This window comes from Paractinoplanes bogorensis (assembly GCF_018829635.1).
In the GTDB taxonomy this organism is placed as follows: Bacteria; Actinomycetota; Actinomycetes; order Mycobacteriales; family Micromonosporaceae; genus Actinoplanes; species Actinoplanes bogorensis.
Genome location: NZ_JAHKKG010000012.1, coordinates 132,153 through 156,380, shown reverse-complemented (window position 1 = coordinate 156,380; position 24,228 = coordinate 132,153). Strand labels below are relative to the sequence as shown.

Below are 24,228 nucleotides of genomic sequence, written 5' to 3'. Positions count from 1 at the left end.
GTGATGGCGGCCTGGGCGGACAGTGCGTGCAGCAAGGAGGAAAGACCGGGGCTATTCGACGGTGACCGACTTGGCCAGGTTGCGGGGCTGGTCGACGTCGTGGCCGCGGGCCGAGGCGATCTCACAGGCCAGGATCTGCAGCGGCACGGTGGTCATCAGCGGGGCCAGCAGCGTCGGCGTCACGGGCACCGGGATCAGGTGGTCGGCGTACTTGCGGACGTCGTCGTCGCCCTCCTCGGCGATCACGATCGTACGGGCGCCGCGGGCCCGCACCTCCTGGATGTTCGAGACGACCTTGTCGCGGATGACGCCGCGACCGGCCGGCGACGGCACCACGCAGACCACCGGCGTGCCCTCGTCGATCAGCGCGATCGGCCCGTGCTTGAGCTCACCGGCGGCGAAGCCCTCGGCGTGCATGTAGGCGAGCTCCTTGAGCTTCAGCGCACCCTCCAGCGCGACCGGATAGCCGACGTGGCGGCCGATGAAGAGCACGGTCGAGGCGGTCTTGAGGTCACGACCCAGCGCCCGCACCTCCTCCATCGAGGAGAGCAGCCCGCGCAGGCTGTCCGGCGTGCTCTGCAGCTTCTCGACCACGGCGGCGACCTCGTCGGCGTACATGACGCCGCGGATCTGGGCCAGGTGCAGGCCGATCAGGTAGCAGGCGACCAGCTGGGTCAGGAACGCCTTGGTCGACGCGACCGCGATCTCGGGGCCGCCGTGCGTGTAGAGCACCGCGTCCGACTCGCGGGGGATCGTCGAGCCGTTGGTGTTGCAGATCGCCAGGACGCGGGCCTTCTGCTCCTTCGCGTGGCGCAGCGCCATCAGCGTGTCCATCGTCTCGCCGGACTGGCTGATCACGATCACCAGCGTGGACCGGTCGAGGATCGGGTCGCGGTAGCGGAACTCGCTGGCCAGCTCGACCTCGCAGGGCAGCCGCACCCAGTGCTCGATGGCGTACTTGGCGACCATGCCGGCGTTGTACGACGTGCCGCAGGCGATGATGAAGATCTTGTCGACGTCGCGCAGGTCCTGGTCGGTGAGGCGCACCTCGTCGAGCACGATCTCGCCGCGATCGGAGAGCCGGCCCAGCAGCGTGTCGGCGATGGCCTGCGGCTGCTCGGCGATCTCCTTGAGCATGAAGTAGTCGTAGCCACCCTTCTCGGCGGCCGAGGCGTCCCAGTCGATGTGGAACTCCTTGCCCTCCTGGGGCGTGCCGTCGAAGCCGGTGATCTCGATGCCGGCCGGCGTGATCAGGACGACCTGGTCCTGGCCCAGCTCGATCGCCTCGCGGGTGTGCTCGATGAACGCGGAGACGTCGCTGGCCAGGAAGTTTTCTCCGTCACCGCGGCCCACGACCAGCGGCGAGTTGCGCCGGGCGGCGACCACCGCGTCGGGCACCTCGACGTCGATGGCGAGCAGCGTGAACGCGCCCTCGAGCCGGCGGACCGTGCGGCGCATGCCCTCGGCCAGCAGCTCGGGGCCGTCGGCCGCGCCCGTCTCGCGCAGCGCGCGCATCTCGGCCGCGAGCAGGTGGGCCGCGCACTCGGTGTCGGTGTCGCTGGTGAACTCGATGCCGGACGCCTCGAGCTCGGCCCGGAGGCGGGAGAAGTTCTCGATGATGCCGTTGTGGATGACCGCGACCCGGCCGTCGGCCGACAGGTGCGGGTGCGCGTTGCGGTCGGTCGGACCGCCGTGCGTCGCCCACCGGGTGTGCCCGATGGCGGTGCGACCGGCGGCGATGCCCGGATCGGCCGCCTCGGCCAGTGCCTTCTCCAGGTTGGCGAGCTTCCCGGCCTTCTTCTCGGTCAGGACGGTCCCGCCCTCGACCACGGCCACCCCGGCGGAGTCGTATCCGCGGTATTCCAGCCGACGCAGTCCGTCCAGAACGATGCTGAGCGCCGGTCGACCGCCGACGTACCCCACGATGCCACACATGGCCGTGACTCTATCCGACTTCCGCTCACCTGTGTTGCGCGAGAAGCACCCTTTCGAGCACACGGGCTGCGCAAAACAGGCCGAACGGCCGACGGCGCCATCGGACGGCTGGCGTCACTGGCGTACCGTCGGCTACCGCGCCACGACAGCGCGCTCGCCCCGGGAGACACGTTGAGCAATCAGCCGGACAATCGGCAGCCGAACGGCAATTCTGAGCCCACGAGGCCGTTCGACCGCCCCGAGGCGTCGCCCCCGCGGCCGCCCACGTTCAAGCCTGGTTACGCGTCGCTGCCACAGCCGCCGAATCCCGACTACCCGCCGACGTCGGAGTTCCCGCCGACGCCGACCAGCGTCTTCCCCGAGGCGTACGAGCCGCCGCCCGGCTACGGCCCACCCCAGCCATCGCCACCCGGCTATGGCCAGGTTCAGCCGCCGCCGCCCGGCTACGGTCCCCCGCCCGGCTACGGCCCGCCTCCGGGCTACCAGCCGGGGCCGCCGCCGCGCCCGCCGCGCCGCAGCAAGGCGCCGTTCGTGGCGTTGATCCTGGCCGTCACGCTGCTGCTCTGCGGAGGCGTCGCGACCGCGGGCGTGCTCCTCGTACGCAAGGCGACCGACAAGGCCAAGGAAGCGCTGCCCGAGATCCCGGCCCTGCCCACGGCCGCGCCGCAGATCCCCGATCTGCCCACCGGGCTGCCGAGCCTGCCGGCCGGTGCACCCGGCGTCACCGGTCGCACGATCAAGGTGACCTACGAGGTCTCCGGCGAGGGCCAGGCGTCCCAGATCCTCTATGTCGAGAAGCTCGGCGACGCCCCCAAGCGGCTGCAGGACGTCGACCTGCCGTGGAAGTTCACCACCGAGATGGAGACACCCACCCTGGTGTCGGTGGTGGCGATGCGGGTCGGCACCACCGAGGGCACGATCAGCTGCCGGGCGCTGGTCGACGGGGCCGAGGTCAAGCAGAAGACTTCCAGCTCGTCGACCGTGGCCACGGCGTCCTGCACGCACTTCGCGATCGAGTGAGGGTAGAAATGAGCGCGTGACGAGCGACCCACTGGTCGAACGGATGCGCCCGTTCGGCACCACGATCTTCACCGAGATGTCCGCCCTCGCGACGCGCACCGGCTCGATCAACCTGGGCCAGGGCTTCCCCGACACCGACGGCCCGGCCGAGATGCTCGACGCCGCGGCCCGGGCGCTGCGCGAGGGCGCGAACCAGTACCCTCCGCTGCCCGGCATCCCGGCCCTGCGTGCGGCCATCGCCGCGCACGAGGAACGCTTCTGGGGGCTGCCGCGCGACCCCGACACCGAGGTCGTGGTGACGGCGGGTGCGACCGAGGCGATCGCGGCGGCCGTCCTGGCCCTGTGCGAGCGCGACGACGAGGTCGTGACGTTCGAGCCCTACTACGACTCGTACGCGGCCTCGATCACGCTGGCCGGGGCCGTACGCCGGCCGGTCACGCTGCGGCCGGGGCCGGACGGCCGCTACCGGTTCGACGAGGGTGAGCTGCGGGCCGCGTTCGGGCCGCGCACCCGCCTGGTGCTGCTCAACTCGCCGCACAATCCGACCGGCAAGGTGTTCACCGCGGCCGAGCTGGGCCTGATCGCCGAGCTGTGCCGCGAGCACGACACGGTCGCGGTCACCGACGAGGTCTACGAGCACCTGGTCTTCACCGACGCCGCCGAGCCGCACGTCCCGCTCGCGAGCCTCCCCGGCATGCACGAGCGCACGCTGCGGATCTCGTCGGCGGGCAAGACGTTCTCGTGCACGGGCTGGAAGGTGGGCTGGGCGACCGGCCCGGCGCGCCTGGTCTCGGCGCTGCTGCGGGTGAAGCAGTTCCTCACGTTCGTCAACGCGGGTCCGCTCCAGCCCGCCGTGGCGGTCGCGCTGGGGCTGCCGGGCAGCTACTTCACCGGATTCCGCGACGAGTTGCAGGCCCGCCGCGACCACCTGACCGCCGGGCTGGCCGAGGCCGGGTTCGCGGTGCAGCCGTCCGAGGGCACCTATTTCGTCACGGCCGACATCACCCCGTTGGGTGGCACCGACGGCATCGAGTTCTGCCGGGCGCTGCCCGAGCGCTGCGGTGTCGTGGCCGTGCCGACCCAGGTCTTCTACGACCACCAGGAGGCGGGCCGCCACCTGATCCGGTTCGCCTTCTGCAAGCGCGAGTCCGTGATCGACGAAGCGGCCCGACGATTGGCGAAACTAGGCCGGTGAAGCCGACCGCACTTCGTCGGCGATCCGCTCGGCCACCGAACGGGCCTGCTCCTCGGTGGCGGCCTCGACCATCACCCGTACGAGAGGCTCGGTGCCCGACGGACGCAGCAGCACCCGTCCGGTCTCGCCCAGCTCGTTCTCGGCCAGCGCCACGGCGGCCTGCACGGCCGGGGCCGCCGCCCCCGCCTCACGGTTGCCGACCCGCACGTTGATCAGCACCTGCGGCAGCGTGTGCACCACCGAGGCCAGGTCGGCCAGCGACTTGCCGCTCGACGCGAGCTGGGCCATCAGGTGCAGGCCGGTCAGCACCCCGTCGCCGGTGGTCGCGTAGGCCGGCATCACGATGTGCCCGCTCTGCTCGCCGCCCAGGGCCAGCCCGCCCGCGTTCAGCTCCTCGAGCACGTAGCGGTCGCCGACCTTGGTCTCGACCAGCTTGATGCCGGACTGCTTCATCGCGATCCGCAGACCCAGGTTGCTCATCACGGTCGCGACCAGCGTGTCGTCGGTCAGCGTGCCCGCGTCGCGCATGGCCAGGGCCAGGATCGCCATGATCTGGTCGCCGTCCACCACGTCGCCGGCCGCGGTCACCGCGAGGCACCGGTCGGCGTCGCCGTCGTGGGCCAGGCCCAGGTCGGCCCCCTCGGCCAGCACGGCGTCGCGCACCTTGTCGAGGTGGGTCGAGCCGCACTCGTCGTTGATGTTCAGGCCGTCCGGCTCGGCGTGGATCGCGATGACCTCGGCGCCGGCCTCCTCGTAGGCGACCGGGGCGACCTCGCTGGCCGCGCCGTTCGCGCAGTCGACGACGACCTTGATGCCGGTGAGCGGGTGCGGCACCGAGCCGACCAGGTGCTTGACGTAGTGCTCGGCCCCGTCGAGCAGGTCATGCACCCGTCCGATGCCGGCGCCGGTCGGGCGGCCGATCAGCCCGTGCCCGTCCTCGATGGCCTGCTCGATGCGCTCCTCGAGCTCGTCCGGCAGCTTGGTGCCGCCGGCCGCGAAGAGCTTGATGCCGTTGTCGGGCATTGCGTTGTGCGACGCGGAGAGCATCACGCCGAGGTCGGCGTTGGTCTGGCCGACGAGGAACGCGACGGCGGGGGTAGGCAGCACGCCGACCCGGACGACGTTGGCCCCGGCACTGGTCAGCCCGGCGACCACGGCCGCCTCGAGCATCTCGCCGCTGGCCCGCGGGTCACGCCCGACGATCGCCAGCGGCTGGTGGCTGCTGTCGCTCTCGACCAGGACGCGCGCGGCGGCGACCGCCACGCTGAGGGCCAGTTCCGGGGTGAGCAGCTCGCCGTTCGCGAGCCCCCGAACTCCGTCGGTGCCGAACAGTCGCCCCATGGCGGATTCCTTTGCGTCGCGCAGTAAAAAAGGGGAGGGAACGCAAACGGCCGGGCGGCCCCCGGTGAAATCCAGGGGCACAACCCGGCCGTTGTCAGACTCGGCGCAAAATCAGCGCTTCGAGTACTGCGGAGCCTTGCGGGCCTTCTTGAGACCGTACTTCTTGCTCTCCTTGACGCGGGCGTCACGGGTGAGGAAGCCGGCCTTCTTGAGGGCGGGACGGTCGTCGGGCTCGTTGGTGATCAGAGCCCGGGCGATGCCGAGGCGCAGCGCGCCGGCCTGACCGGTGATGCCGCCGCCACGCAGGTTGGCGATGACGTCGAACTGCTCTTCCTTCTCGGCGGTCACCAGCGGCTCACGGATGAGCTGCTGGTGCACCTTGCTCGGGAAGTAGGCCTCGAGGTCGCGGCCGTTGCAGGTGATCTTGCCGGTGCCGGGGACGAGACGCACCCGGACGATGGCCTCCTTGCGGCGGCCAACGGTCTGGATCGGACGGCCACCGGGGCGCGGGGCGCGGACGGGGGCCGGCGCGGGCTCCTCGACGACGACGACCGTCTCAGCGGGCTCCTCGACGGCCTCGACGGTCTCGACGACCTCGGGCTCGATAACGTCGGACATGCTGCTGCCTTCTCCCGCGCTCACTGCGCGATCTGGGTGATTTCGAAGGGCTGGGGCTGCTGCGCCGCGTGCGGGTGCTCAGCGCCCGGGTAGACCTTCAGCTTCTTGATGATCTGCCGCGCGAGCTTGTTGTGCGGGAGCATGCCCTTGACGGCCAGCTCGATCGCCTTCTCGGGGCGCTTGGACAGCAGCTCCTCGTAGCCGACCTGCTTGAGTCCGCCCGGGTAGCCCGAGTGACGGTAGGCGACCTTGGTCTGCCGCTTGTTGCCGGTCAAGGCGACCTTGCCGGCGTTGATGATCACGACGAAGTCGCCGGTGTCAACGTGCGGGGCGAAGGTCGGCTTGTGCTTGCCGCGCAGGAGCGTGGCGGTGTGGGTGGCCAGCCGGCCCAGAACGACGTCGGAAGCGTCGATAATGTGCCACTGACGCTCGATCTCACCCGGCTTCGGGCTGTACGTACGCACAGAATTACCTTGTCTTGTCGTCGGTCTGGGGTCGCGCGCTGGTCGCAAAGAACGCGAACGTCAAGCCTACCCGGAAGGGTCAGCTCGCAGCTGTCGCACAACAGCAGGCAACAATACCCGGCCGTGCGGCGCGTGGTCAAAACGTGCACGGGAGCTACACGATCGGTGGCCCCGTCCAGCGCACGGACGCGACCTCCAAGAATAACCTCACCCAGCATACCCGCTTCCCGGACACGCCCGACAGCGGGACCGGGCGACCGGCTCCCGGCGTCACGGACGTCACAGGTCGATGCCTCTTAGCAGGCTCGAAACAAACGGGACGCAAGGGCGAAATTCCTCAACGGCACTCTTCCGACATGGCCAATGGTGCTGACACCTCGACGACGCGGGTCCGGCGTAGCCCCCGCTCGCGTCGAGGACGCACTATGGAGAAGCCACCGTCAGGGTTGAGGACGGACCTGACGGTGTCCGCCGGACCGGTTCCCCGGTTCGGCGAAGAGGAGTCGTGGCGCGCGCTGGCCGGAGGTACGGCGGAGAACGCAGGCGTGACATGGGAGCGGGTCGACGCTGAGGACGGCGGGCTCCGAGCGTGCCCTTCGGTGGACCGGCCGGCCGCGCCACGACTTCTCGTCCCGATACCGGGGGTTCCGGCGGGATGACCGATCGCACGGGGGGAACGCGCCGGACGGTGATCACAGCGGCCGCCCTCGCGGAGCCGACCGCATCACTCTCCGGCTACACGATCGGTGTCACCGCGGACCGCCGCCGCGACGAACTGGCCAACCTGCTCGAGAGCCGGGGTGCCCGCGTGGTGCTGGCGCCGGCCCTGCGCATCGTGCCGATCGCCGACGACGCCGAATTGCGCGCGGCCACCCGGGCCTGTCTCGACGCCCCGCCCGACATCGTGCTGGTCAACACCGGCATCGGCATGCGCGGCTGGCTCGAGGCGGCCGAGGGCTGGGGGCTGGCCGAGCCGTTGCGGGCCGTGCTCTCGCAGGCCTATCTGGTCGCCCGTGGGCCCAAGGCGCGGGCCGCGATCCGCTCGGCCGGGCTGCACGACCAGTGGTCACCCGAGGGCGAGAGCTACGAAGAGGTCGTCGACCACCTGAAGTCGCGCGGCATCGCCGGCCTGACCGTCGCGATGCAGCTGCACGGCGAGAGCCAGCCCGAATACACCGAGGCCCTGGAACAGGCCGGGGCCCGGGTGGTCGAGGTGCCGGTCTACCGCTGGGCCGCCCCGACCGACCCGGCGCCGCTGCACCGCCTGGTCGACCTGATCACGGCCCGCCTGGTCGACGCGGTCACGTTCACCGCCGCGCCCGCCGTGCAGGCCCTGCTGCGCGCGGCCGGCCCGAGCTCGGAGGCGGTTCTCGAGGCACTGCGCTCGGATGTGCTGGCCGCCTGTGTGGGTCCGGTGACCGCCGCTCCCCTGCGCCGCCACAACGTGCCGGTCGTCGCGCCCCATCGGGCCCGCTTGAGCGCCCTGGTCCGCACGATCGTCGACGAACTGCCCAAACGCGCCGTCACCCTCGAGGTGGCCGGCCACTCCCTGACGCTCCGGGGCCACGCCGCGATCGTCGACGGCGAGCTGCGCCCGCTGGCACCCGCCCCCATGGCCGTGCTGCGGGCCTTGGCCACGACCCCGGGCCGGGTCCTGTCACGGGCGGCACTGTTACACGCCCTGCCCCGCGGCGCCGACGAGCATGCCGTCGAGATGGCCGTCGCCCGCCTGCGAGCCGGCCTGAGCGCCCCCGGCGTCATCCAGACCGTCGTCAAGCGCGGCTACCGCCTGCCGGTCTGAAGAAACCGCACCCATTTACGCAGGTCGCCCGTACGATCCGAGCGCTCTGGACGCGCCAGCGGCCAGCTCGGATCGTACGGGTCCCCGCGGGAGCGGCGGTCTGTACCCACCGCCCCGCTGGGACAAAAGGCTCTTGATCTAGAAGGGTTTAGCCGACCGGGGTCGGATAGCCGCCCGACTGCTCGGCCACCAGCGTCGCCATCGCGTGCTCGACGACCGAGACCAGCACCTGCTTGACCGAGTCGCGGTGGCGCGCGTCGCACATCACCAGCGGCACGTGGGGCGGAATGGCCAGCGCCTCCCGCACCTCGTCGGGCTCGTAGCGCGGCGCCCCGTCGAAGCAGTTGAGCGCCACCAGATAGGGCAGGTGACGGTTCTCGAAGTAGTCGAGCGGCGCGAAAGCATCCGCGATCCGCCGCGTGTCGACCAGCACCGCGGCACCGACTGCGCCCCGGATGAGCTCGTCCCACATGAACCAGAAGCGGGTCTGCCCGGGGGTGCCGAAAAGGTAGAGGATCAGATCGTCGGCCATCGTGATGCGGCCGAAGTCCATCGCCACCGTCGTGGTGCCCTTGCCGGGCACCTTGGACGCGTCGTCGACACCCTGACCGGCCGAGGTCATCACGGCCTCGGTGGTCAGCGGTTCGATCTCGGAGACCGCACCGACCAGCGTCGTCTTGCCTACGCCGAAACCTCCGGCGACGACGATCTTGGCGGAGGTGATCTCTCTCGGTGCCCCCGCCCGCTCAGAGCTTGCGAAGTCCACTCAACACCCTTTCCAGCAGGTTCATCCGCTCCGAGAACCCAGTTTTGGGAGCGGCGCTGTGCAACGAGAGCAGCCCGTCGGCCACCATGTCGGCGACCAGGACCCGCGCCACACCCAGCGGTAGCCGGGTGAGCGCCGACAGCTCGGCCAGCGATTGCGCCTTCGCCTCGCACAGCACGGCGATGCGATATTTGTCGTGCCCGGCGAACCGGGCTTCTTGCAGACCGGCCTGGCTGGCGACCAGCACGGCCTCGATCGGGATGTCCCGGCGCGGTTCGGTGCGTCCGCGAGTGACCGCATAGGGACGCACCAGGTTGCCTCTCGGATCCTGCGGCTGGCCCATCGCGATCACCCCCTTCCGTCGAACCGGCGACTAGTGATTGACAGTTTCCCGGGGAGCGGGCGACAGCGAGGCGCCGACCCGCTCGACCAGCAGGGCCATCTCGTAGCCGACCTGGCCCACGTCGCAGCTGCGCGCGGCCAGCACGGCCATCGAGGACCCGTCGCTGATCGTCATGAGGAACAGGTACCCGGAATCCATCTCGATGATCGTCTGCTGGACCTCGCCCGCGTTGAACATGCGGGAGGCGCCCTCGGTCAGGCTGACCACACCGGACGTGATGGCCGCGAGCTGGTCGGCGCGGTCGGCCGGGAGGTCACGCGACGCCGCCAGCAGGATGCCGTCGGCGGACACGGCCACGACGTGGGCGATGCCGGCGACGCTGTTGGCGAAGTTGTTGAGCAGCCAGCCCATGTCCTGCATGGTGGGGGGCCTGGTCACGGTCAGATCTCCTTAGCCTGGGAGGCGGTGGACTCGGCGGTGCCGTCCGTCCGCCCACGTTGCACTCCCCGGTGATACGCGGAAAGGAGTCCGCGGACCTCATCGGGGCTGCGACGGTTCTGGTTGCTCGGTCCGGGCTGTACGCCTCCCGGGACGAGCTGCGCCTGGGGAACACGCTTGGGGAGCCCGGATCGCGTGGTGCCCGCGTCGACCGGCTCGGCCGCTGCCATCGCCTTCTGCCACCCCTCGTCGGCCGACGTCTTCCACCTGTCTTCGGGCGCGGAGCGTGGCTTCGGCACCGACGGTCCATTGTGCCCGTTCGTGCGCGGCGGGGCGGCGGGCGGCGGGGCAGGCTTGGCGGGCGCAGGGGCAGGAGCAGCGGCCGCCGGCTTGGCGGGCGCCGGGCTCACGGCCCCGTTGGGCGGCGGGGCGTAGCCGGCGGTCGGCATGCCCCACTCCTCCTGACTGGCCCCCTCGTGGTTGCGGAACCAGCTCTGCTGCATCTGCACGAAGATCGGGGTGCCGTCGCGCTCCTGGGCCGACGGGACGACCGGCGGCGGGGGCGCCGGCGGCATCGCGGCCAGGGCGGCCCCCCAACCACTGCCAGTAGGCGCGGGCGGAGCCGACGCCACCGGAGGAATCACCACTAGTGGGGTAGCGGCCGCGAACCCGTTCATCGTCGGGGCGGTCTCGTCGATCGCCTTGGTGGCCCGGGTCGGCAGCGGGGGCCGGTTCGGGGTGGGCCGGGTGTCCGGTTCGGACGGCGGGCGCTGCGACGGGAACATCGGCAGCGACGGGTGCGCGGTCTGCGGCTGCGGGGTGGGTTCACGCCACGACGGCTCGGGGGCGATCGTCGGCAGCGTCGCGGTCGCGGCCCGGGCGTTCCGGGCGTCCCAGCCACCGGTGTTACCCCCGTACGGGGCGGTGCCGAGCTCCTGCGGCCGGCTGGGCGCGTCGAGGCGCCGGCTCGGCAGCACGACGATGCTGCTCGGCAACGTGACCTGGGCGACCGTGCCGCCCTCGAGGTTGGCCCGCAGCTCGACCCGGATGCCGTAGCGCGCGGCGAGCCGGCCGACGACGGCCAGACCCATCAGGCGGAAGGCGGCCACGTCGACGCTCGGCGGCTCGGCCAGACGGCGGTTGAGCTGGTCCATCTGCTCCTCGGACATGCCGAGACCGCGGTCTTCCACCTGGATCACCACGTAGTCGCGGATGCGCCGGCCGTCGGCCACCACGATCGTGGTCGGCGGCGAGAAGCGGGTGGCGTTGTCGAGCAGCTCGGCGACCAGTCGCACCACGTCGTTGACGGCCAGCGCGGCGATCGAGATGTCGGTGTCGACGGTGCCGAACTCGATGCGGTTGTAGAGCTCGACCTCGGACTGGGAGGCGCGCAACGCGTCGACCAGCAGAGCGTCCTCGCGGCGCGGGGCGCTGGAGTCGGCGCCCGCGAGCACGAGCAGGTTCTCGTCGTTGCGGCGCATCCGGGTGGCCAGGTGGTCGAGCTCGAACAGCTGAGCCAGACGCTTCGGGTCCTCCTCGGTGCGCTCGATGTGGTCGAGCTCGCCGATCATCCGGTCGACCAGGCTCTGCGAGCGCCGGGCCAGGTTGAGGAACATCGTCGAGACGCTGGTGCGCAGCGCCGCCTGCTCGGCCGCGATCCGGACCGCCTCGCGGTGGACGACGTTGAACGCCTGGCCCACCTGGCCGATCTCGTCGCGGTTGGGCAGCTTGATCGGGTCGCGGATCTCGCGGACGAAGTCGTCGGCGCCGCCCTCACCGAGGTTGCGGGCGTCGCGCAGCCGGGCCACGGCGTCGGGCAGGTCGCGGTTGGCCACCGCGAGGGCACCCTCGCGCAGCCGGCGCAGCGACATGTTGAGCGAGCGGGCCAGGATGACGGCCAGCGTGATGGCCACGATGAGCACGAGCACGACCAGTGCGGCCTCGATCGCGGCCTGGCGCACGACGGAGTCACGGTCGTCGGTGGCCTGCCGCACGACGGCCGACTCGAGTTCCTGCTCGGCCCAGCGCATCAGGTCGACGACGGCGCCGAAGGACTGGGTGATCTCGAGCGCGGTGACCGAGGCGCTGCTGCCGGCCCGGGCCAGGCGGGTGGCCACGCCGTCGACCAGGTTGACCGCGTCACCACTGACCACGTTGTCGACCAGCGAGCGCTGCGTCGGGTCGGCCACCAGCGAGAACGCCTGCAGCGCCTCCTGCTGGCTGGTCTGGGTGGCGATGAACGTGGTGCGCTGCTCGGCGCTGAGGTCGTTGGTGACGCGGGCGGCGTACGAGACCGCCTCCTGCTCGGCGGTGCCCGCCTTGGCCCGCGAGAACGCCGCGATCGCCCGCAGCCGGTCGGCGATGTCGCCGTCGCCGGCGACCTGGCTGACCGCGTCTCCGTACGACACCAGGTCGGTGATCACGACGCTGTAGCGGGAGACCACCTCGGCGACGGCGATGCCGCCCCGGTCGCCGATGGCCGTCCGGGTCGCGTCCATCGTGTTCAGGTGGTCGTCGATCCGGGCCAGCCGGTCGAGCACGGTGCCGGGCGGATTGTCGACGTCGGCCCGGTGGGACCGGTAGACCTGGATCTGCGCGTCGCTGGCCCGGACGGCGGCCTGATAGGCCTTGGCCGCGGAATCGGGCTCGGTGCGGATCGGCAGGATTCCGGCGATGTAGGCGGCGCCCGCCATGCGCTCGACGTGCAGCAGCTGCGTCAGCGCGGAGACGTCGGTCTCCAGTTTGGTCAGTTCCTCGACCTGGGCGGCGTCGGCGGCACGTTGCCCGACGTCGACCAGACGCGTGGTCGCCAGGGCGATGACGGCGACCAGTGGTACGACAAGAATGAGAGCCAGCTTGGCGCGGATCCGAGCGTCTCGCAGGCGGGGAAAGACACCACGGCGCGCCACCTGGGTCGAAGATCCGGTGCTCACGACTTCTCCTCCGTGGTCATCCCCGTGGCTCTTCGCCCGCACAACCTCGCACGGCCCGGGAATTTCATCAGAACGGACATCCATTTGGGAAGTCAGGAAACATCCCGAAACGAACTTCGTGTCCGACTGTTTGGAATCGCTCGCGTTCCACTTTCGACGTTAAATGCACTTTGACGTGCACGAATATAGTGATCGGCACATTCGGTAACGACGCGGTCACTCGACACCCCCAAGATTCCAACCATTATGTGAGACGACCGTCTCGTTCCATCGATGGTGACCCGCTTGACCAGGGGCCTTCACGTTGGCAAGGTTTGGCGCGATCGAACGGACACATTGTCCGTATCGGCACGTCGGCCGGCAGACCACGATGCTGTCAGCTCCCTCGATGCCTTTCCGCCCCCCATAGGAGGCACCCGCAGTGCGGCTCCCCCGCATCACCGCGGCCATTGCCGTGGCCTCGATGCTCCTCGCCGGTGCGGCCGGCTGTACCTCGGACGACGGCACCCCCGACAGCGGCGGGGCCGGCGTCGTGGTGATCGCCGCCGATCTCAACAATTCGTCGCCGATCGACGTCGCGTACGCCCGCGCCCTGCAGTTGCGGATCGAGCAGATCAACGCATCGGGTCAGCTGGGCGACCGGCAGCTGCGCCTGGAGACCCAGGACAACCGGAACGACCCGACGGCGTCGCTGCGCAACATCAGCACGTTCGCCGACAACCCGGCGGTCGCCGCGGTCGTCACCGGGTCGTGCGACCGGTGCGTGGTCGGCGCGGCCAAGACGATCAACGACAAGACCGTGCCGACGATCGCGCTGGCCGCCTCGGACGAGGTCACCTCGCCGGTGGAAGACCGGCAGTACGTGTTCAAGCTGAACCCGAACTCGGCCGACAGCGCGGCCGCGCTGGCCACCGAGCTGAACCGGGCCAAGGCCAAGAAGGTCGCGGTGCTCTACACGAGCGACCTCTACGGCAACGGCGCCTACAAGGCGCTCCAGGCGGCGCTGCGTGGAGTCGGCATCCCCGCCCCGGCCTCCCGCTCGGTCAAGCCCGGGGCGAGCGACATCGCCCAGGCCGTCGGCACCCTGACCGACGCCGAACCGGACGCGCTGGTCGTGCTCACGCCGCCCGACCTCGCCCCGATGGCCGCCACCAGCGCCCGCGCGGCCAACTTCCGCAAGCAGATCTACTTCGACGCGGCGTCCGCCAGCGACCTGTTCATCACCAAGGACGCGGTGAGCGCGACCAACAACGCGACCATGGTGTTCACCCAGATCCTGGCGATCGACGACGTGATCGCGACGACGCCGGCCAAGTCGTCCCGCAAGCAGTGGTTCCGCGACTACACGTCCCGCTACGGCAGCTACTCGGGCGTGGCCTCGTTCGCGGCCGACGCGGCCGATCTGATCGCCGACGCGGTGGCCCGGGTCGGGCTCGACCGGCCGCGGATCCGCGAGATCATCGAGACCTCGCAGGTCGACGGTCTGTCCGGCCCGATCCGCCTCACCCCCGACAACCACTCGGGCCTGATGCCGCAGGCGCTGACCATGCTGGTCGCGCGCAGTGGCCGCTGGCGGCTCGCGTCATGATCCGCATCGACCACGTGTCGCGTACCTTCACCGGCCGCTCGGGCACGGTCGAGGCCCTGCGTGACGTCAGCCTCGACGTGGCCGACGGCGAGTTCGTGGCCGTGGTGGGCCGGTCCGGCTGTGGCAAGTCGACCCTGCTGCGGCTGATCGCCGGCCTGCTGCCCGCCACGTCCGGCGGCATCGAGGTCGGCGGGGCCGCCGTCACCAAGCCGCGCCGCGACGTGTCGATGATGTTCCAGCGCCCGGCCCTGCTGCCCTGGCGCTCGGTGCTCGACAACGTGCTGCTGCCGATGCAGATCTTCGGCAAGCGCAAGTCGGAGCACCGGACCCGCGCCCACGAGCTGCTCGCGCTGACCGGCCTGACCGGGTTCGAGAAGCGCCTGCCGCACGAGCTCTCGGGCGGCATGCAGCAGCGGGTGGCCCTGTGCCGCGCCCTGATCGGCCGGCCCCAGGTGATGCTGATGGACGAGCCGTTCTCGGCGCTCGACCCGCTGATCCGCGAGGAGTTGTCGGTCGAGCTGCAGCGCATCCACATGGAACAGCGGGCGACCACGGTCTTCGTGACCCACTCGATCGACGAGGCGGTGCTGCTGGCCGACCGGGTGGTCGTGCTCAGCCCGCGACCGGGCCGGGTCCGCGAGATCGTCGACGTGCGGATCCCGCGTCCGCGCACGCTCGGCCGCACCGCCCACTCGGACGAGGTGGCCCGGGCCAGCGGCCTGCTCCATGATCTTTTGATGGCCTAGCTAGTCACTCTTTGTATAAATAACTAAGCGGGATTTTAAGAATCCGGTCCCGCTGTTGAGCGCGCAGGCAGGGAAACCGTAACGTGCCGGGCATGGCTTATCGCACCTGGGTGAAGTTGGTGGGGGCCGCATTCGGCGCCGCGGCGCTGGTCGGCGCCGGTCAGCTGGGCCTGGCCTACGGGCTGGGCATCCTCGACTTCTCCCGTGTCGTCGACGTCACCGCGCGTGACCAGTGGACCGCTCAGCTGGGCTGGGTCGCCTGGTTCACGATGACCGCGGCCGCGGCCGGTGGGGTGGCCGGCCGGTCCCGTCTGTCCCCGTCGGCGGGTGCGGGCACCCGGCTGATCGGCGGCATCGCGGCCGGCCTCGGTGCGGCGGCCGTCGTGCCGCTCACCATGCAGCCCGCCCGGGGTGCCGCGGTCGTGGGCGTCAACGAGGTCTTCGTGATCGGCGTCTGCGCCGCGCTCGGTGCGGCCGCGGGCATCTTCGCCGCGTACGCCGCCCTGGGCCGCAACGCCGCCCGCTGGAGCCTGACCACCCTGACCGCCGTGATCTGGCTGCTCGCGCTGGTGTCGGTGGCGCCCGCGTTGCGTTCGGGTCAAGACCTTTCCCCCGTACGCCTCGGCGTGCTGGACGCCGATTTCATCCCCGCGAGCCTCGCCGACCGGGTCCCGCTGTTCACCATGCCGGTCATCGCGCTGCTGGCCGGCCTCATCGTCGGGTTCGCCGCCCGCCGCCGCGGGCTGTCCACTGTGCCCATCGCGCTGGCCGGCCTGCCCGGACCGGCCCTGCTCACCCTGGCCTACCTGGTCGCCGGCCCCGGTACGACCGACTTCCAGGAGATCCCGTACTGGGCCGCGATGACCGCAGCCGGCGCCGGCGTCTTCGGCTCGGTGCTGGCCGCGGTGCTCGGGCGCGGCCCGGCCACCGCCGAGCGTCCGGGTTCGCCGGGCAAGAGCGAGCCCACCCCCGACCGCCCGACCCTGCCGCAGCGGGACGCCCAGCCCGAGTCGGCGATCGCCAAGGCCGGGCAGTCGGTCTCCCAGGGCCCGCCGCTCCCCGGCACGGGCACCGCCCAGGCCGTCACCGGCCGCGCGTCCGTCGCGGCCGCGCGGGCGTCGGTCGCGGCCCGGGCCTCGGTGGCCGCGCAGCGCCCCGAGCACGAGTTGAAGCCGTCCGACACCGGGGTCATCACGATGCCCCCGTTCAACGGCTTCGCCCCGCCCGCCCAGCAGCGCCCCGACGGCGACATCTCGGACTGGGTGAGCGGTCTGGGCGGGCGCCCTTAAGCAAAGACGAACATCGATGGAATGACTCATCGAGGAGGTACCGCGGAGGCGGGCCGGCGACCGACGATAAGGGTCGCCCCCTGACCCCGACGGCATCGGAGTCCCATCATGAAGGTCGTCCGCCGGTTCCTGGCCGGCTTCGCCCTCGTCTTCGCCCTCGCGGGCACCGCCCTGATCGCCCCGGCCGTGGTCGCACCCACGGCCACCGACGCGGCCCAGGCCGCGGTCTACTCGACCTGCACCGTCTCGCGCTGCTCGGCCGCCCGCACGGCGCGGACCGGCTGGAGCTCGCTGGGCTGGCCGACCAGCTCCGGCTGGTACTCGTGGCCGTACGGCCAGTACAACTACACCGGCGGCACGTTCCAGAACCGCGAGCGGCAGCTCCCGCTGAACACGACCTATAGCGAGTACGACGTCTACTCCCGCAGCCGCGGGGCCGCCCGTGACGCGTACCGGATCGTAGTGAACCGCTCGACCCGGGAGACCTGGTTCACCCCCGACCACTACGTGACGTTCTACAAGCTCTGACCGGCAGCCGGGCGGCCGACTGCCCGGCCGCCCGGCCCACCCGGCCGCCCGGCCCACCCGGCCGCCCGGCCCACCCGGCCTACAAAGGGGCTTGAGCCCGGATCTCGTGACTGATCTTCATCGAGCAGAACTTCGGCCCGCACATCGAGCAGAAATGCGCGGTCTTGGCCGCCTCCGCCGGCAGCGTCTCGTCGTGGAAGGAGCGCGCGGTCTCCGGGTCGAGAGCCAGCTCGAACTGGTCCTCCCAGCGGAACTCGAACCGGGCCTTCGAGAGAGCGTCGTCCCACGCCTGCGCACCCGGATGCCCCTTGGCCAGGTCGGCCGCGTGCGCCGCGATCTTGTAGGCGATCATCCCGGCCTTCACGTCGTCGCGGTCGGGCAGCCCGAGGTGTTCCTTGGGCGTGACGTAACAGAGCATCGCCGTGCCGAACATGCCGATCATCGCGGCGCCGATCGCGGACGTGATGTGGTCGTACGCGGGAGCGATGTCGGTCGTCAGCGGCCCGAGCGTGTAGAACGGTGCCCCGCCGCACAGCTCGACCTGGAGATCCACGTTCTCCTTGATCTTGTGCATCGGCACGTGGCCCGGCCCCTCGACCATCACCTGCACGTCGTACGCCCAGGCCCGGTGGGTCAGCTCGCCCAGCGTGCGCAGCTCGGCGAACTGGGCCTCGTCGTTGGCGTCGGCGATCGAACCCGGCCGCAAGCCGTCGCCGAGCGAGAACGTGATGTCGTACCCGGCGAACAGCGCGCACATCTCGTCGAAGTTCTCGTACAGGAAATTCTCCTGCTGATGGGCCTGACACCAGGCCGCCATGATCGAACCGCCGCGCGACACGATGCCGGTCACCCGTGACGTGGTCAGCGGCGTATAGGCCCGCAACACTCCGGCGTGGACGGTCATGTAGTCCACGCCCTGTTCAGCCTGTTCGACGATCGTGTCGCGGAACAACGGCCAGGTCAGCTTTACCGGATCGCCCTTGACCTTCTCGAGCGCCTGATAGATCGGCACGGTCCCGATCGGCACCGGCGAGTTGCGGATGATCGCCTCGCGGGTCTCGTGGATGTGCGGCCCGGTCGACAGGTCCATCACCGTGTCCGCGCCCCACCGGGTGGCCCAGGTCAGCTTGTCGACCTCCGCGTCGACCGACGACGTCACGGCCGAGGTGCCGATGTTGGCGTTGACCTTCACCAGGAACCGCGACCCGATCACCATCGGCTCCGACTCCGGGTGGTTCCGGTTGGCCGGCAGCACGGCCCGTCCGGCCGCGATCTCGGCCCGGACCAGCTCGGCCGGCACGTTCTCGCGGATCGCCACGAACTCCATCTCGGACGTCACCACACCCGCCCGCGCCGACGCGAGCTGAGTGCGGCCGGTCGCCCACGGCGCGCGGAGGGCCGGCAGGGGCGAGCCGCCGGGTCCGGAGGTGTCGTAGAGCCGTACGGGCTCGTTCCCGTCGCTCAGCTCGACCTCCTGGAAGGGCACACGGATGCCTTCGCGCGGCCCCTCGACGTACACTTTGCGCCTCATAATCCTTTTCCTCCCCTGTGGAGGGCACACTGATCCCGTTGTCGGGCGCGCCCTTTTTAGAACCGGAAGTGGTCGAGCGGCCCCGGCCCCGAGCCCAGCCGCCAGTCGCGCCCGCCGAGGAGCGCCGAGGTGACATAGCGTTTGGCGTGGCGCACGGCCACCGGCACGTGATCGCCCAGCGCCAGCCGAACCGCGATCGCCGACGAGAAGCTGCACCCCGACCCGTGGTTGTTTAGCGTGGCGACCGGTTCCCCGCGCAGCGATTCGGTCACGCCGTCGTAGCGCAGCACGTCGACCGCGGTCTCGCTGCCGGTGACCACGACCGCGCGGGCCCCGCCGGCTGCGAGTTGCTCAGCCATGTCGGCCGGGGTCCCGCTCCCGACCAGGGCCGCAGCTTCGGCCTGGTTCGGGGTCAGCACACACGGCAGCCCGAGCAGAGGCGCCACCGCCGCGGTCTCGGCCAGCCGCGCCCCCGAGGTGGCCACGAGCACCGGATCGACCACCAGGTTGGGCAGCCGATCGGCATAGCCGGCGATCAGCTCCCCCACCGCCGGGTCCCCGATCATGCCTACTTTGACCGCCGCCACGGCGAAGTCGGACAGCACAGCATCGAGCTGAGCCGCCACCACATCGACCGGTATCGGATGGATCTTGCGGACGCCGAGGGTGTTCTGCGCGGTCACGGCGGTGACAACCGAGCTCCCGTACGCCCCCAGCGCCGCGAACGTCTTCAGATCAGCCTGGATGCCGGCGCCGCCCCCGGAGTCCGACCCGGCAATGGTCAGCACCACCACCGGCGTCACGACGTCAGCTCCGCCGCCATCGCCTCCGGATCGCGAGCCCGCATGATCGCGCCCATGACCGCGATCCCGGACGCCCCCGCCGCGGCGCACTCGGCGGCCCGCTCCCCCGAGTCGATCCCGCCCAGGGCGAGCCACGGCACATCCCCGGCCAGCACCGCCGCCCGCTCCGGACCCAACGCCGGCCCGTACCCCGGCTTGGTCACCGTCGAATAAATCGGCGATAACGTCACATAATCCTCAGTAGACGGACCGTTAGCCGGCAAACGATGGTGCGCGGAGCGACCGATCAGCCCGACATCCACTTCCGGAACCGGATCGGCCTCGGCCAGATGCACCGCGTCCCCACCCAACGGATCCGGCCCCGCGACGATCAACCGGCCGGGCGGCACCACCTCGCGAACTTCAGAAAAGAGCGCAACCCTTTCCCCGTACGGAAGATCGCGCTCGCGCAAAATGACCCAGGACGCGCCGCCCCGGACCGCCGCCCGCACCACCGAGACCAGCGGCCCCCGAGCCAGCCGCCGATCGGTCAGCACGACCAGCCCACTCGGCGTCACCACTGCGCCCGCCCGGCATCCGAAGTGGACGCCAGCGCATGGAACCGCCGCGGAATCCGCCCCGCCGAAAAGGCCAGCCGTCCCGCCACCACCGCGTGCTTCATCGCCACGGCCATCGCCGTGGGGTCGTCGGCCCGGGTGACCGCGCTCGCCACCAGCACCGCGTCGCAGCCCAGCTCCATCGCCAGCGCCGCGTCGGAAGCCGTCCCGATTCCCGCGTCGAGCACCACCGGCACGTCCACGCTCTGCCGGATCAGCCGGATGTGGTGCGGGTTCGAGATGCCCAGCCCGGATCCGATCGGCGAACCGGCCGGCATCACCGCCGCGCAGCCGACGTCGGCCAGCCGGCGGGCCAGGATCGGGTCGTCGCTCGTGTACGGCAGGACCGTGAACCCGTCCGCCACCAGTGTCTCGGCCGCCCGCAGCAGCTCGACGCCGTCCGGCAGCAGGGTCCGCTCGTCGCCGATCACCTCGAGCTTGATCAGGTCGGTCTCGAACGCGTCCCGGGCCAGGCGGGCCGTTTTCACCGCGTCGCCCGCCGTGTAGCAGCCGGCCGTGTTCGGCAGCACCCGCACGCCGAGCCGATCGAGCATCGGCAGCAGTCCCGGCCCGGCCGCGTCGACCCGGCGCAGGGCCACCGTGACCAGTTCGGTCTCCGAGGCGACGATGGCCCGTTCCAGCGCGGCCAGGCTGTTCGCGCCGCCGGTGCCGAGGATGAGCCGCGATGCCGAAAGAAACGTGGTGCCGAGGTCGAGCCGCGATTCGGAAAGAGACATGGTCATCCGCCCTGGGCCGCGGTCAGCACTTCGACGACATCGCCGTCGGCCAGCGACGTCACCGGCCAGGTCGAGCGCGGCACTACTTCGCCGTTCACCGCGACCGCTACCCCACGCTGGGCCTCGGTGATCGATTCCACGAGCGCCTGCACCGACCGGACGCCGGTATCGACACGTTGACCGTTGACCGTGAGCCGCATCAGAACCTCCGCGGCGAGAAGTCGGCCAGCAAAGGCGACGAGGAACCCAGCACGAGATCCGCGATCAGGTCGGCCGTGATCGGGGCGAGCAGGATGCCGTTGCGGAAATGCCCGGCGGCCACCACCACGTGATCGTCGAGCCAGCCGAGCAGTGGTGCGTTGTCCGGCGTCCCAGGGCGGTGACCCACCGTCGTCTCGATCAGCTCGAACTCAGCGAGCGCGGGCACCAGGTCGAGGGCGGCACGCAATAGTTCATGCACGCCTCCCGCCGTGATCTTCCGGTCGGTCAGTTCCTCCTGGGTCGCGCCGACCACCACCTCGCCATCCGCGCGCGGCACGACGTAGATCGGCCGCCCGTCAACCGCCGCGTCCAGCACGTGGCGCAGCAGGCCGGGTTCGCCACGCAACCGCAACACCTGCCCCTTGACCGGCCGGACCGGCAGCCCGGTGAGAGCCGCTGTGCCGCAACCGGCCGCCACCACCACGACCCGCGAGTCCATCTCGGACAGTGAATCCACCCGTTTGGTGACGATCCGGTCGACGAGCCGGGCCCGAAGTGCATTCACCACCTTGCGCGGATCGACCTGAACCTCCTGCGAGGCAAAAACTCCAGCCCGCACCCGAGCCGATAGCGCCGGCTCAAGCTCGCGCAACTCGGTCGGTCGCAGCAAAGGCAGCGCCTGCCGGGTCCAGAGTCGCGACCGCTCGGCCAGGTCGTCGGCCGTCACCGCCAAACTCAACGTCCCCGCGTCGTCATAACCGACTTCGACGCCCAGTCCCTCGGCGAAACCCGGCCACAGATCGGCCGACCGCTCCATCAGCCGGATCAGCGCCGGATCCTCGTGCTCCGACTCGCCGCCCGGCGCCAGCATGCCCGCCGCAACGTGCCAGGCCCCCACGTCACCGTCGTCGAATACGTGCACATCCACGCCTCGCTGCACGAGTCGCCAAGCGATCGACAGCCCGACGATCCCGCCGCCGACCACCGCGACGTCGCTCATCCCAGCTCCTTGAGGAAGGCGATCGTCGCCGCGGCCGGATCGGCGACGACGGCCGAGATCACGGCCACCCCGTAGCAGTCGAGCGACGCCACCCGATCAGCCGTGATCCCCGCGATGGCGATCACCGGCGTCCCCGGCACGGCCCGCGCGACCGCCGCGACCCCCAGCGGCCCGATCGGCGGCGGCAGCCCCGATTTACTGCTGGTCGCAAACGCCGGCCCGACCCCGAGATAGGTTGCGCCGTCGCCCACCGCGGCCAGCGCGGCACCCGGGTCTCGGCAGGTAGCGCCGACGATCATCGACGGCCCCACCACACGACGCACGGCGGCCACCGGCAGATCGTCGGCGCCCACGTGCACCCCGTCCGCGCCGGCCGCCAGCGCCACCCCGACCCGGTCGTCGACCAGGCAGAGTGCGTCGGCCGCCCGGCACAGCTCGACCGCTGCGCAGGTCAACGCGTACGCGGAACGGTCGTCGGTTTTGACTCGCACTTGAATCGCAACCGGCCCGTGCCCGAGCACGCCCCGAATCACGTCGAGCGAATCGGTGACCACATGAAAACGCGGCAGCGACAACGAAGTCTCCTCCCTGCGCCGGCATGATCCGGATCAGGTTCGACGGTCGGGGGCCGCGTCAGCCCCCCTCTCAGCCCGGTGCACCGGACTCCCGTGGGTTCTCCTGGAAACTAGCAGAAACTCAGCGCACGTCCCAGACCGGTTGCGGAGTCTCCACGACCTCACCATCGCCCTGGAACAGCACGAACCGGTCGAAGGAGCGGGTGAACCAGCGGTCGTGTGTGACCGCGATGACAGTGCCTTCAAATAGCCGAAGGCCCTCCTCGAGCGCCTCGGCCGACGCCAGGTCGAGGTTGTCGGTCGGCTCGTCGAGCAGCAGCACGGTGGCCCCGGACAGTTCGAGCAGCAGCACCAGGAACCGCGCCTGCTGGCCGCCCGAGAGGGTGCCGAAGCGCTGGTCGCCCTGTTGCGCCAGTTCGTAGCGGTTGAGCGACTTCATCGCCCCGGCCCGGTCCATTCCGGACCGATGGTCGTCGCCGCGCCACAGGATCTCGACCAGGGTCCGTTCGAGCAGTTCGGGCCGGTCGTGTGTCTGCGAGAAGTGGCCGGGCCGCACCCGCGCGCCGAGCCGGGCCACGCCGTGGTGCGCGACGTGGGCCAGTGGGGCGCCGTCGACCGGCTTGTTCTCGGCCTCGGGGTCGCTGCCGCCGGCCGCCAGCAGCCGCAGGAAGTGCGACTTGCCGGTGCCGTTGGCGCCCAGCACGGCCACCCGGTCGCCGTACCAGATCTCGAGGTCGAACGGGAACGTCAGGTCTTCCATCTCGAGCTGTTCGCAGATGACGGCCCGTTTCGCCGTACGGCCTCCGCGCAGATTCATCCGCAGGGACTGCTCCTTGGGCGGCAGCGGCGGCGGGCCGGCCTCCTCGAACTTGCGCAGCCGGGTCTGTGCGGCCTGGTAGCGCGACGCCATCCCGTCGTTGAAGGTCGCCTTCTGCTTGAGCGACAGCACCAGATCCTTGAGTTTCTGGTGCTCCTCCTCCCAGCGCCGGTGGTTCTCCTCCATCCGGTCGTGCCGGTGCAGCCGCGCCTCGTGCCACGACGCGAACCCGCCCGGATGCGTCCAGGCGGTGCCGCCCTCGACGGCCACCACCCGGTCGGCCGTCTGGGCCAGCAGTTCCCGGTCGTGCGACACATAGAGCACGGATTTCGCCGACTCGCGGAGCCGGGTCTCGAGCCAGCGTTTGCCGGGCACGTCGAGGAAGTTGTCGGGCTCGTCGAGCAGCAGCACCTCGTCGTCGCCGCGCAGCAGCAGGTCGAGCGCGAACCGCTTCTGCTGCCCGCCGGAGAGGGTCCGAACCGGACGGTGGCGCACCTCGTCCCACGTCTTGCCGAGGATCGCCACGGCCACCACGTCGAACAGCACCTCGGCGTCGTAGCCGCCGGCCTCACCCCAATGAGCCAGAGCGTTCGCGTACGCCAACTGGCTGCGCTCGGTCTCGTCCAGTCCCGCGGCCGCCTTGGCCAGTCGATCGCCGGCCGCCCCCAGATCGTGCTTGACCAGCGACAGGGCCAGTTCTTCGAGCGTCCGGTCGTCGCCGATCATGCCGATGAACTGGCGCATCACGCCGAGCCCACCGGACCGGGCGATCGTGCCCTCGGGCAGTGCCAGGTCGCCCGCCACCATGCGCAGCAGCGTGGTCTTGCCCGCGCCGTTCGGCCCGACCAGCGCGACCTTGGCACCCTCGCCGACCCGGAACGCGACGTCGGCGAACAGCCGGCGCCCGTCGGGCAGCACAAAACCGGCTCCGGCGACGTCTACATAACCCATGGCCGTCATCAT

At 70.8% G+C, this 24,228-nt stretch carries 23 protein-coding genes and 1 riboswitch; of the genes, 7 read left to right on the top strand and 16 right to left on the bottom strand.

Annotated elements, in window-relative coordinates; translation table 11 throughout:
* Positions 1-51 precede the first annotated feature (51 nt).
* A complete protein-coding gene (gene glmS / locus KOI35_RS34805; RefSeq protein ID WP_215792931.1) occupies positions 52-1,935 on the bottom strand; it encodes a glutamine--fructose-6-phosphate transaminase (isomerizing) in 1,884 nt (627 codons plus the stop codon).
* A gap of 171 nt (positions 1,936-2,106) precedes the next feature.
* Here glmS and KOI35_RS34800 point away from each other — a divergent pair, with 171 nt between their 5' ends.
* Positions 2,107-2,955, top strand: a complete 849-nt coding sequence (locus KOI35_RS34800; RefSeq protein ID WP_215792930.1) for an MmpS family transport accessory protein — start codon at positions 2,107-2,109, stop codon at positions 2,953-2,955.
* Between the two features lie 16 nt (positions 2,956-2,971).
* Positions 2,972-4,150 (top strand): pyridoxal phosphate-dependent aminotransferase, encoded by a 1,179-nt coding sequence (locus tag KOI35_RS34795; protein ID WP_215792929.1) that lies wholly within the window; start codon positions 2,972-2,974, stop codon positions 4,148-4,150.
* Here KOI35_RS34795 and glmM read toward each other — a convergent pair.
* From glmM to rplM, 3 genes are all read right to left on the bottom strand, one after another.
* Complete coding sequence (gene glmM / locus KOI35_RS34790; RefSeq protein ID WP_215792928.1) at positions 4,139-5,491, bottom strand: phosphoglucosamine mutase; 1,353 nt, start codon at positions 5,489-5,491, stop codon at positions 4,139-4,141. The two genes, KOI35_RS34795 and glmM, sit on opposite strands and share 12 nt — an antisense overlap.
* Positions 5,492-5,602: 111 nt before the next feature.
* On the bottom strand, positions 5,603-6,109 hold the full coding sequence (gene rpsI, locus KOI35_RS34785) for a 30S ribosomal protein S9 (RefSeq protein WP_246614246.1): 507 nt from the start codon (positions 6,107-6,109) through the stop codon (positions 5,603-5,605).
* Positions 6,110-6,129: 20 nt separating this feature from the next.
* Positions 6,130-6,573, bottom strand: a complete 444-nt coding sequence (gene rplM, locus KOI35_RS34780; RefSeq protein WP_215792927.1) for a 50S ribosomal protein L13 — start codon at positions 6,571-6,573, stop codon at positions 6,130-6,132.
* A 655-nt stretch (positions 6,574-7,228) separates the two neighbouring features.
* Between rplM and KOI35_RS34775 the strand changes: the two genes are divergently transcribed.
* On the top strand, positions 7,229-8,374 hold the full coding sequence (locus tag KOI35_RS34775; protein ID WP_215792926.1) for a uroporphyrinogen-III synthase: 1,146 nt from the start codon (positions 7,229-7,231) through the stop codon (positions 8,372-8,374).
* Between the two features lie 148 nt (positions 8,375-8,522).
* Here the strand turns inward: KOI35_RS34775 and KOI35_RS34770 are convergent, their stop codons facing one another.
* From KOI35_RS34770 to KOI35_RS34755, 4 genes are read right to left on the bottom strand one after another with little or no spacing between them, the layout of a single operon-like run.
* The gene (locus KOI35_RS34770) at positions 8,523-9,140 is read right to left on the bottom strand and encodes a GTP-binding protein (RefSeq protein WP_215792925.1); all 618 of its coding nucleotides are present in this window, start codon (positions 9,138-9,140) and stop codon (positions 8,523-8,525) included.
* Positions 9,121-9,483, bottom strand: a complete 363-nt coding sequence (locus KOI35_RS34765; RefSeq protein WP_203379186.1) for a DUF742 domain-containing protein — start codon at positions 9,481-9,483, stop codon at positions 9,121-9,123. Before KOI35_RS34765 ends, KOI35_RS34770 begins: the two co-directional genes overlap by 20 nt.
* A gap of 30 nt (positions 9,484-9,513) precedes the next feature.
* The gene (locus KOI35_RS34760) at positions 9,514-9,921 is read right to left on the bottom strand and encodes a roadblock/LC7 domain-containing protein (protein ID WP_184953694.1); all 408 of its coding nucleotides are present in this window, start codon (positions 9,919-9,921) and stop codon (positions 9,514-9,516) included.
* A gap of 2 nt (positions 9,922-9,923) precedes the next feature.
* Positions 9,924-12,854 (bottom strand): sensor histidine kinase, encoded by a 2,931-nt coding sequence (locus KOI35_RS34755; RefSeq protein WP_308121282.1) that lies wholly within the window; start codon positions 12,852-12,854, stop codon positions 9,924-9,926.
* Between the two features lie 463 nt (positions 12,855-13,317).
* Between KOI35_RS34755 and KOI35_RS34750 the strand changes: the two genes are divergently transcribed.
* The 4 genes from KOI35_RS34750 (at position 13,318) to KOI35_RS34735 (ending at position 17,005) form a co-directional block, all read left to right on the top strand.
* Positions 13,318-14,442: an ABC transporter substrate-binding protein gene (locus tag KOI35_RS34750; RefSeq protein ID WP_215793107.1), complete on the top strand. Its 1,125-nt coding sequence runs from the start codon at positions 13,318-13,320 to the stop codon at positions 14,440-14,442.
* Positions 14,439-15,188, top strand: coding sequence for an ABC transporter ATP-binding protein (locus tag KOI35_RS34745; protein WP_215792923.1), 750 nt, complete (start codon positions 14,439-14,441; stop codon positions 15,186-15,188). Before KOI35_RS34750 ends, KOI35_RS34745 begins: the two co-directional genes overlap by 4 nt.
* 92 nt (positions 15,189-15,280) lie before the next feature.
* Positions 15,281-16,477 carry a hypothetical protein gene (locus KOI35_RS34740; RefSeq protein ID WP_215792922.1) on the top strand — a complete coding sequence of 399 codons (1,197 nt, stop codon included), beginning with the start codon at positions 15,281-15,283 and terminating at the stop codon, positions 16,475-16,477.
* Between the two features lie 108 nt (positions 16,478-16,585).
* Positions 16,586-17,005: a ribonuclease domain-containing protein gene (locus KOI35_RS34735; protein ID WP_215792921.1), complete on the top strand. Its 420-nt coding sequence runs from the start codon at positions 16,586-16,588 to the stop codon at positions 17,003-17,005.
* A gap of 79 nt (positions 17,006-17,084) precedes the next feature.
* Here KOI35_RS34735 and thiC read toward each other — a convergent pair whose 3' ends face one another.
* The 8 genes from thiC to KOI35_RS34695 all read right to left on the bottom strand — a co-directional run bounded on the left by thiC (position 17,085) and on the right by KOI35_RS34695 (position 24,216).
* Positions 17,085-18,536, bottom strand: a complete 1,452-nt coding sequence (gene thiC / locus KOI35_RS34730) for a phosphomethylpyrimidine synthase ThiC (RefSeq protein WP_215792920.1) — start codon at positions 18,534-18,536, stop codon at positions 17,085-17,087.
* 56 nt (positions 18,537-18,592) lie between these two features.
* The gene (gene thiD / locus KOI35_RS34725) at positions 18,593-19,339 is read right to left on the bottom strand and encodes a bifunctional hydroxymethylpyrimidine kinase/phosphomethylpyrimidine kinase (protein WP_215792919.1); all 747 of its coding nucleotides are present in this window, start codon (positions 19,337-19,339) and stop codon (positions 18,593-18,595) included.
* A complete protein-coding gene (locus KOI35_RS34720) occupies positions 19,336-19,899 on the bottom strand; it encodes a thiamine phosphate synthase (protein ID WP_215792918.1) in 564 nt (187 codons plus the stop codon). The genes thiD and KOI35_RS34720 overlap by 4 nt, the downstream gene beginning before the upstream one ends.
* Positions 19,893-20,672, bottom strand: coding sequence for a thiazole synthase (locus tag KOI35_RS34715; RefSeq protein ID WP_215792917.1), 780 nt, complete (start codon positions 20,670-20,672; stop codon positions 19,893-19,895). The genes KOI35_RS34720 and KOI35_RS34715 overlap by 7 nt, the downstream gene beginning before the upstream one ends.
* Positions 20,673-20,674: 2 nt before the next feature.
* Entirely contained in the window at positions 20,675-20,872 is a 198-nt protein-coding gene (gene thiS, locus KOI35_RS34710) for a sulfur carrier protein ThiS (protein WP_215792916.1), read from the bottom strand.
* Complete coding sequence (gene thiO / locus KOI35_RS34705) at positions 20,872-21,873, bottom strand: glycine oxidase ThiO (protein WP_215792915.1); 1,002 nt, start codon at positions 21,871-21,873, stop codon at positions 20,872-20,874. The genes thiS and thiO overlap by 1 nt, the downstream gene beginning before the upstream one ends.
* Positions 21,870-22,448, bottom strand: a complete 579-nt coding sequence (locus KOI35_RS34700) for a thiamine phosphate synthase (protein WP_215792914.1) — start codon at positions 22,446-22,448, stop codon at positions 21,870-21,872. Before KOI35_RS34700 ends, thiO begins: the two co-directional genes overlap by 4 nt.
* Positions 22,442-22,553: riboswitch (TPP riboswitch) on the bottom strand. Its footprint overlaps the gene before it by 7 nt.
* Positions 22,554-22,569: 16 nt before the next feature.
* Positions 22,570-24,216: an ABC-F family ATP-binding cassette domain-containing protein gene (locus tag KOI35_RS34695; protein WP_215792913.1), complete on the bottom strand. Its 1,647-nt coding sequence runs from the start codon at positions 24,214-24,216 to the stop codon at positions 22,570-22,572.
* Positions 24,217-24,228: the final 12 nt, after the last annotated feature.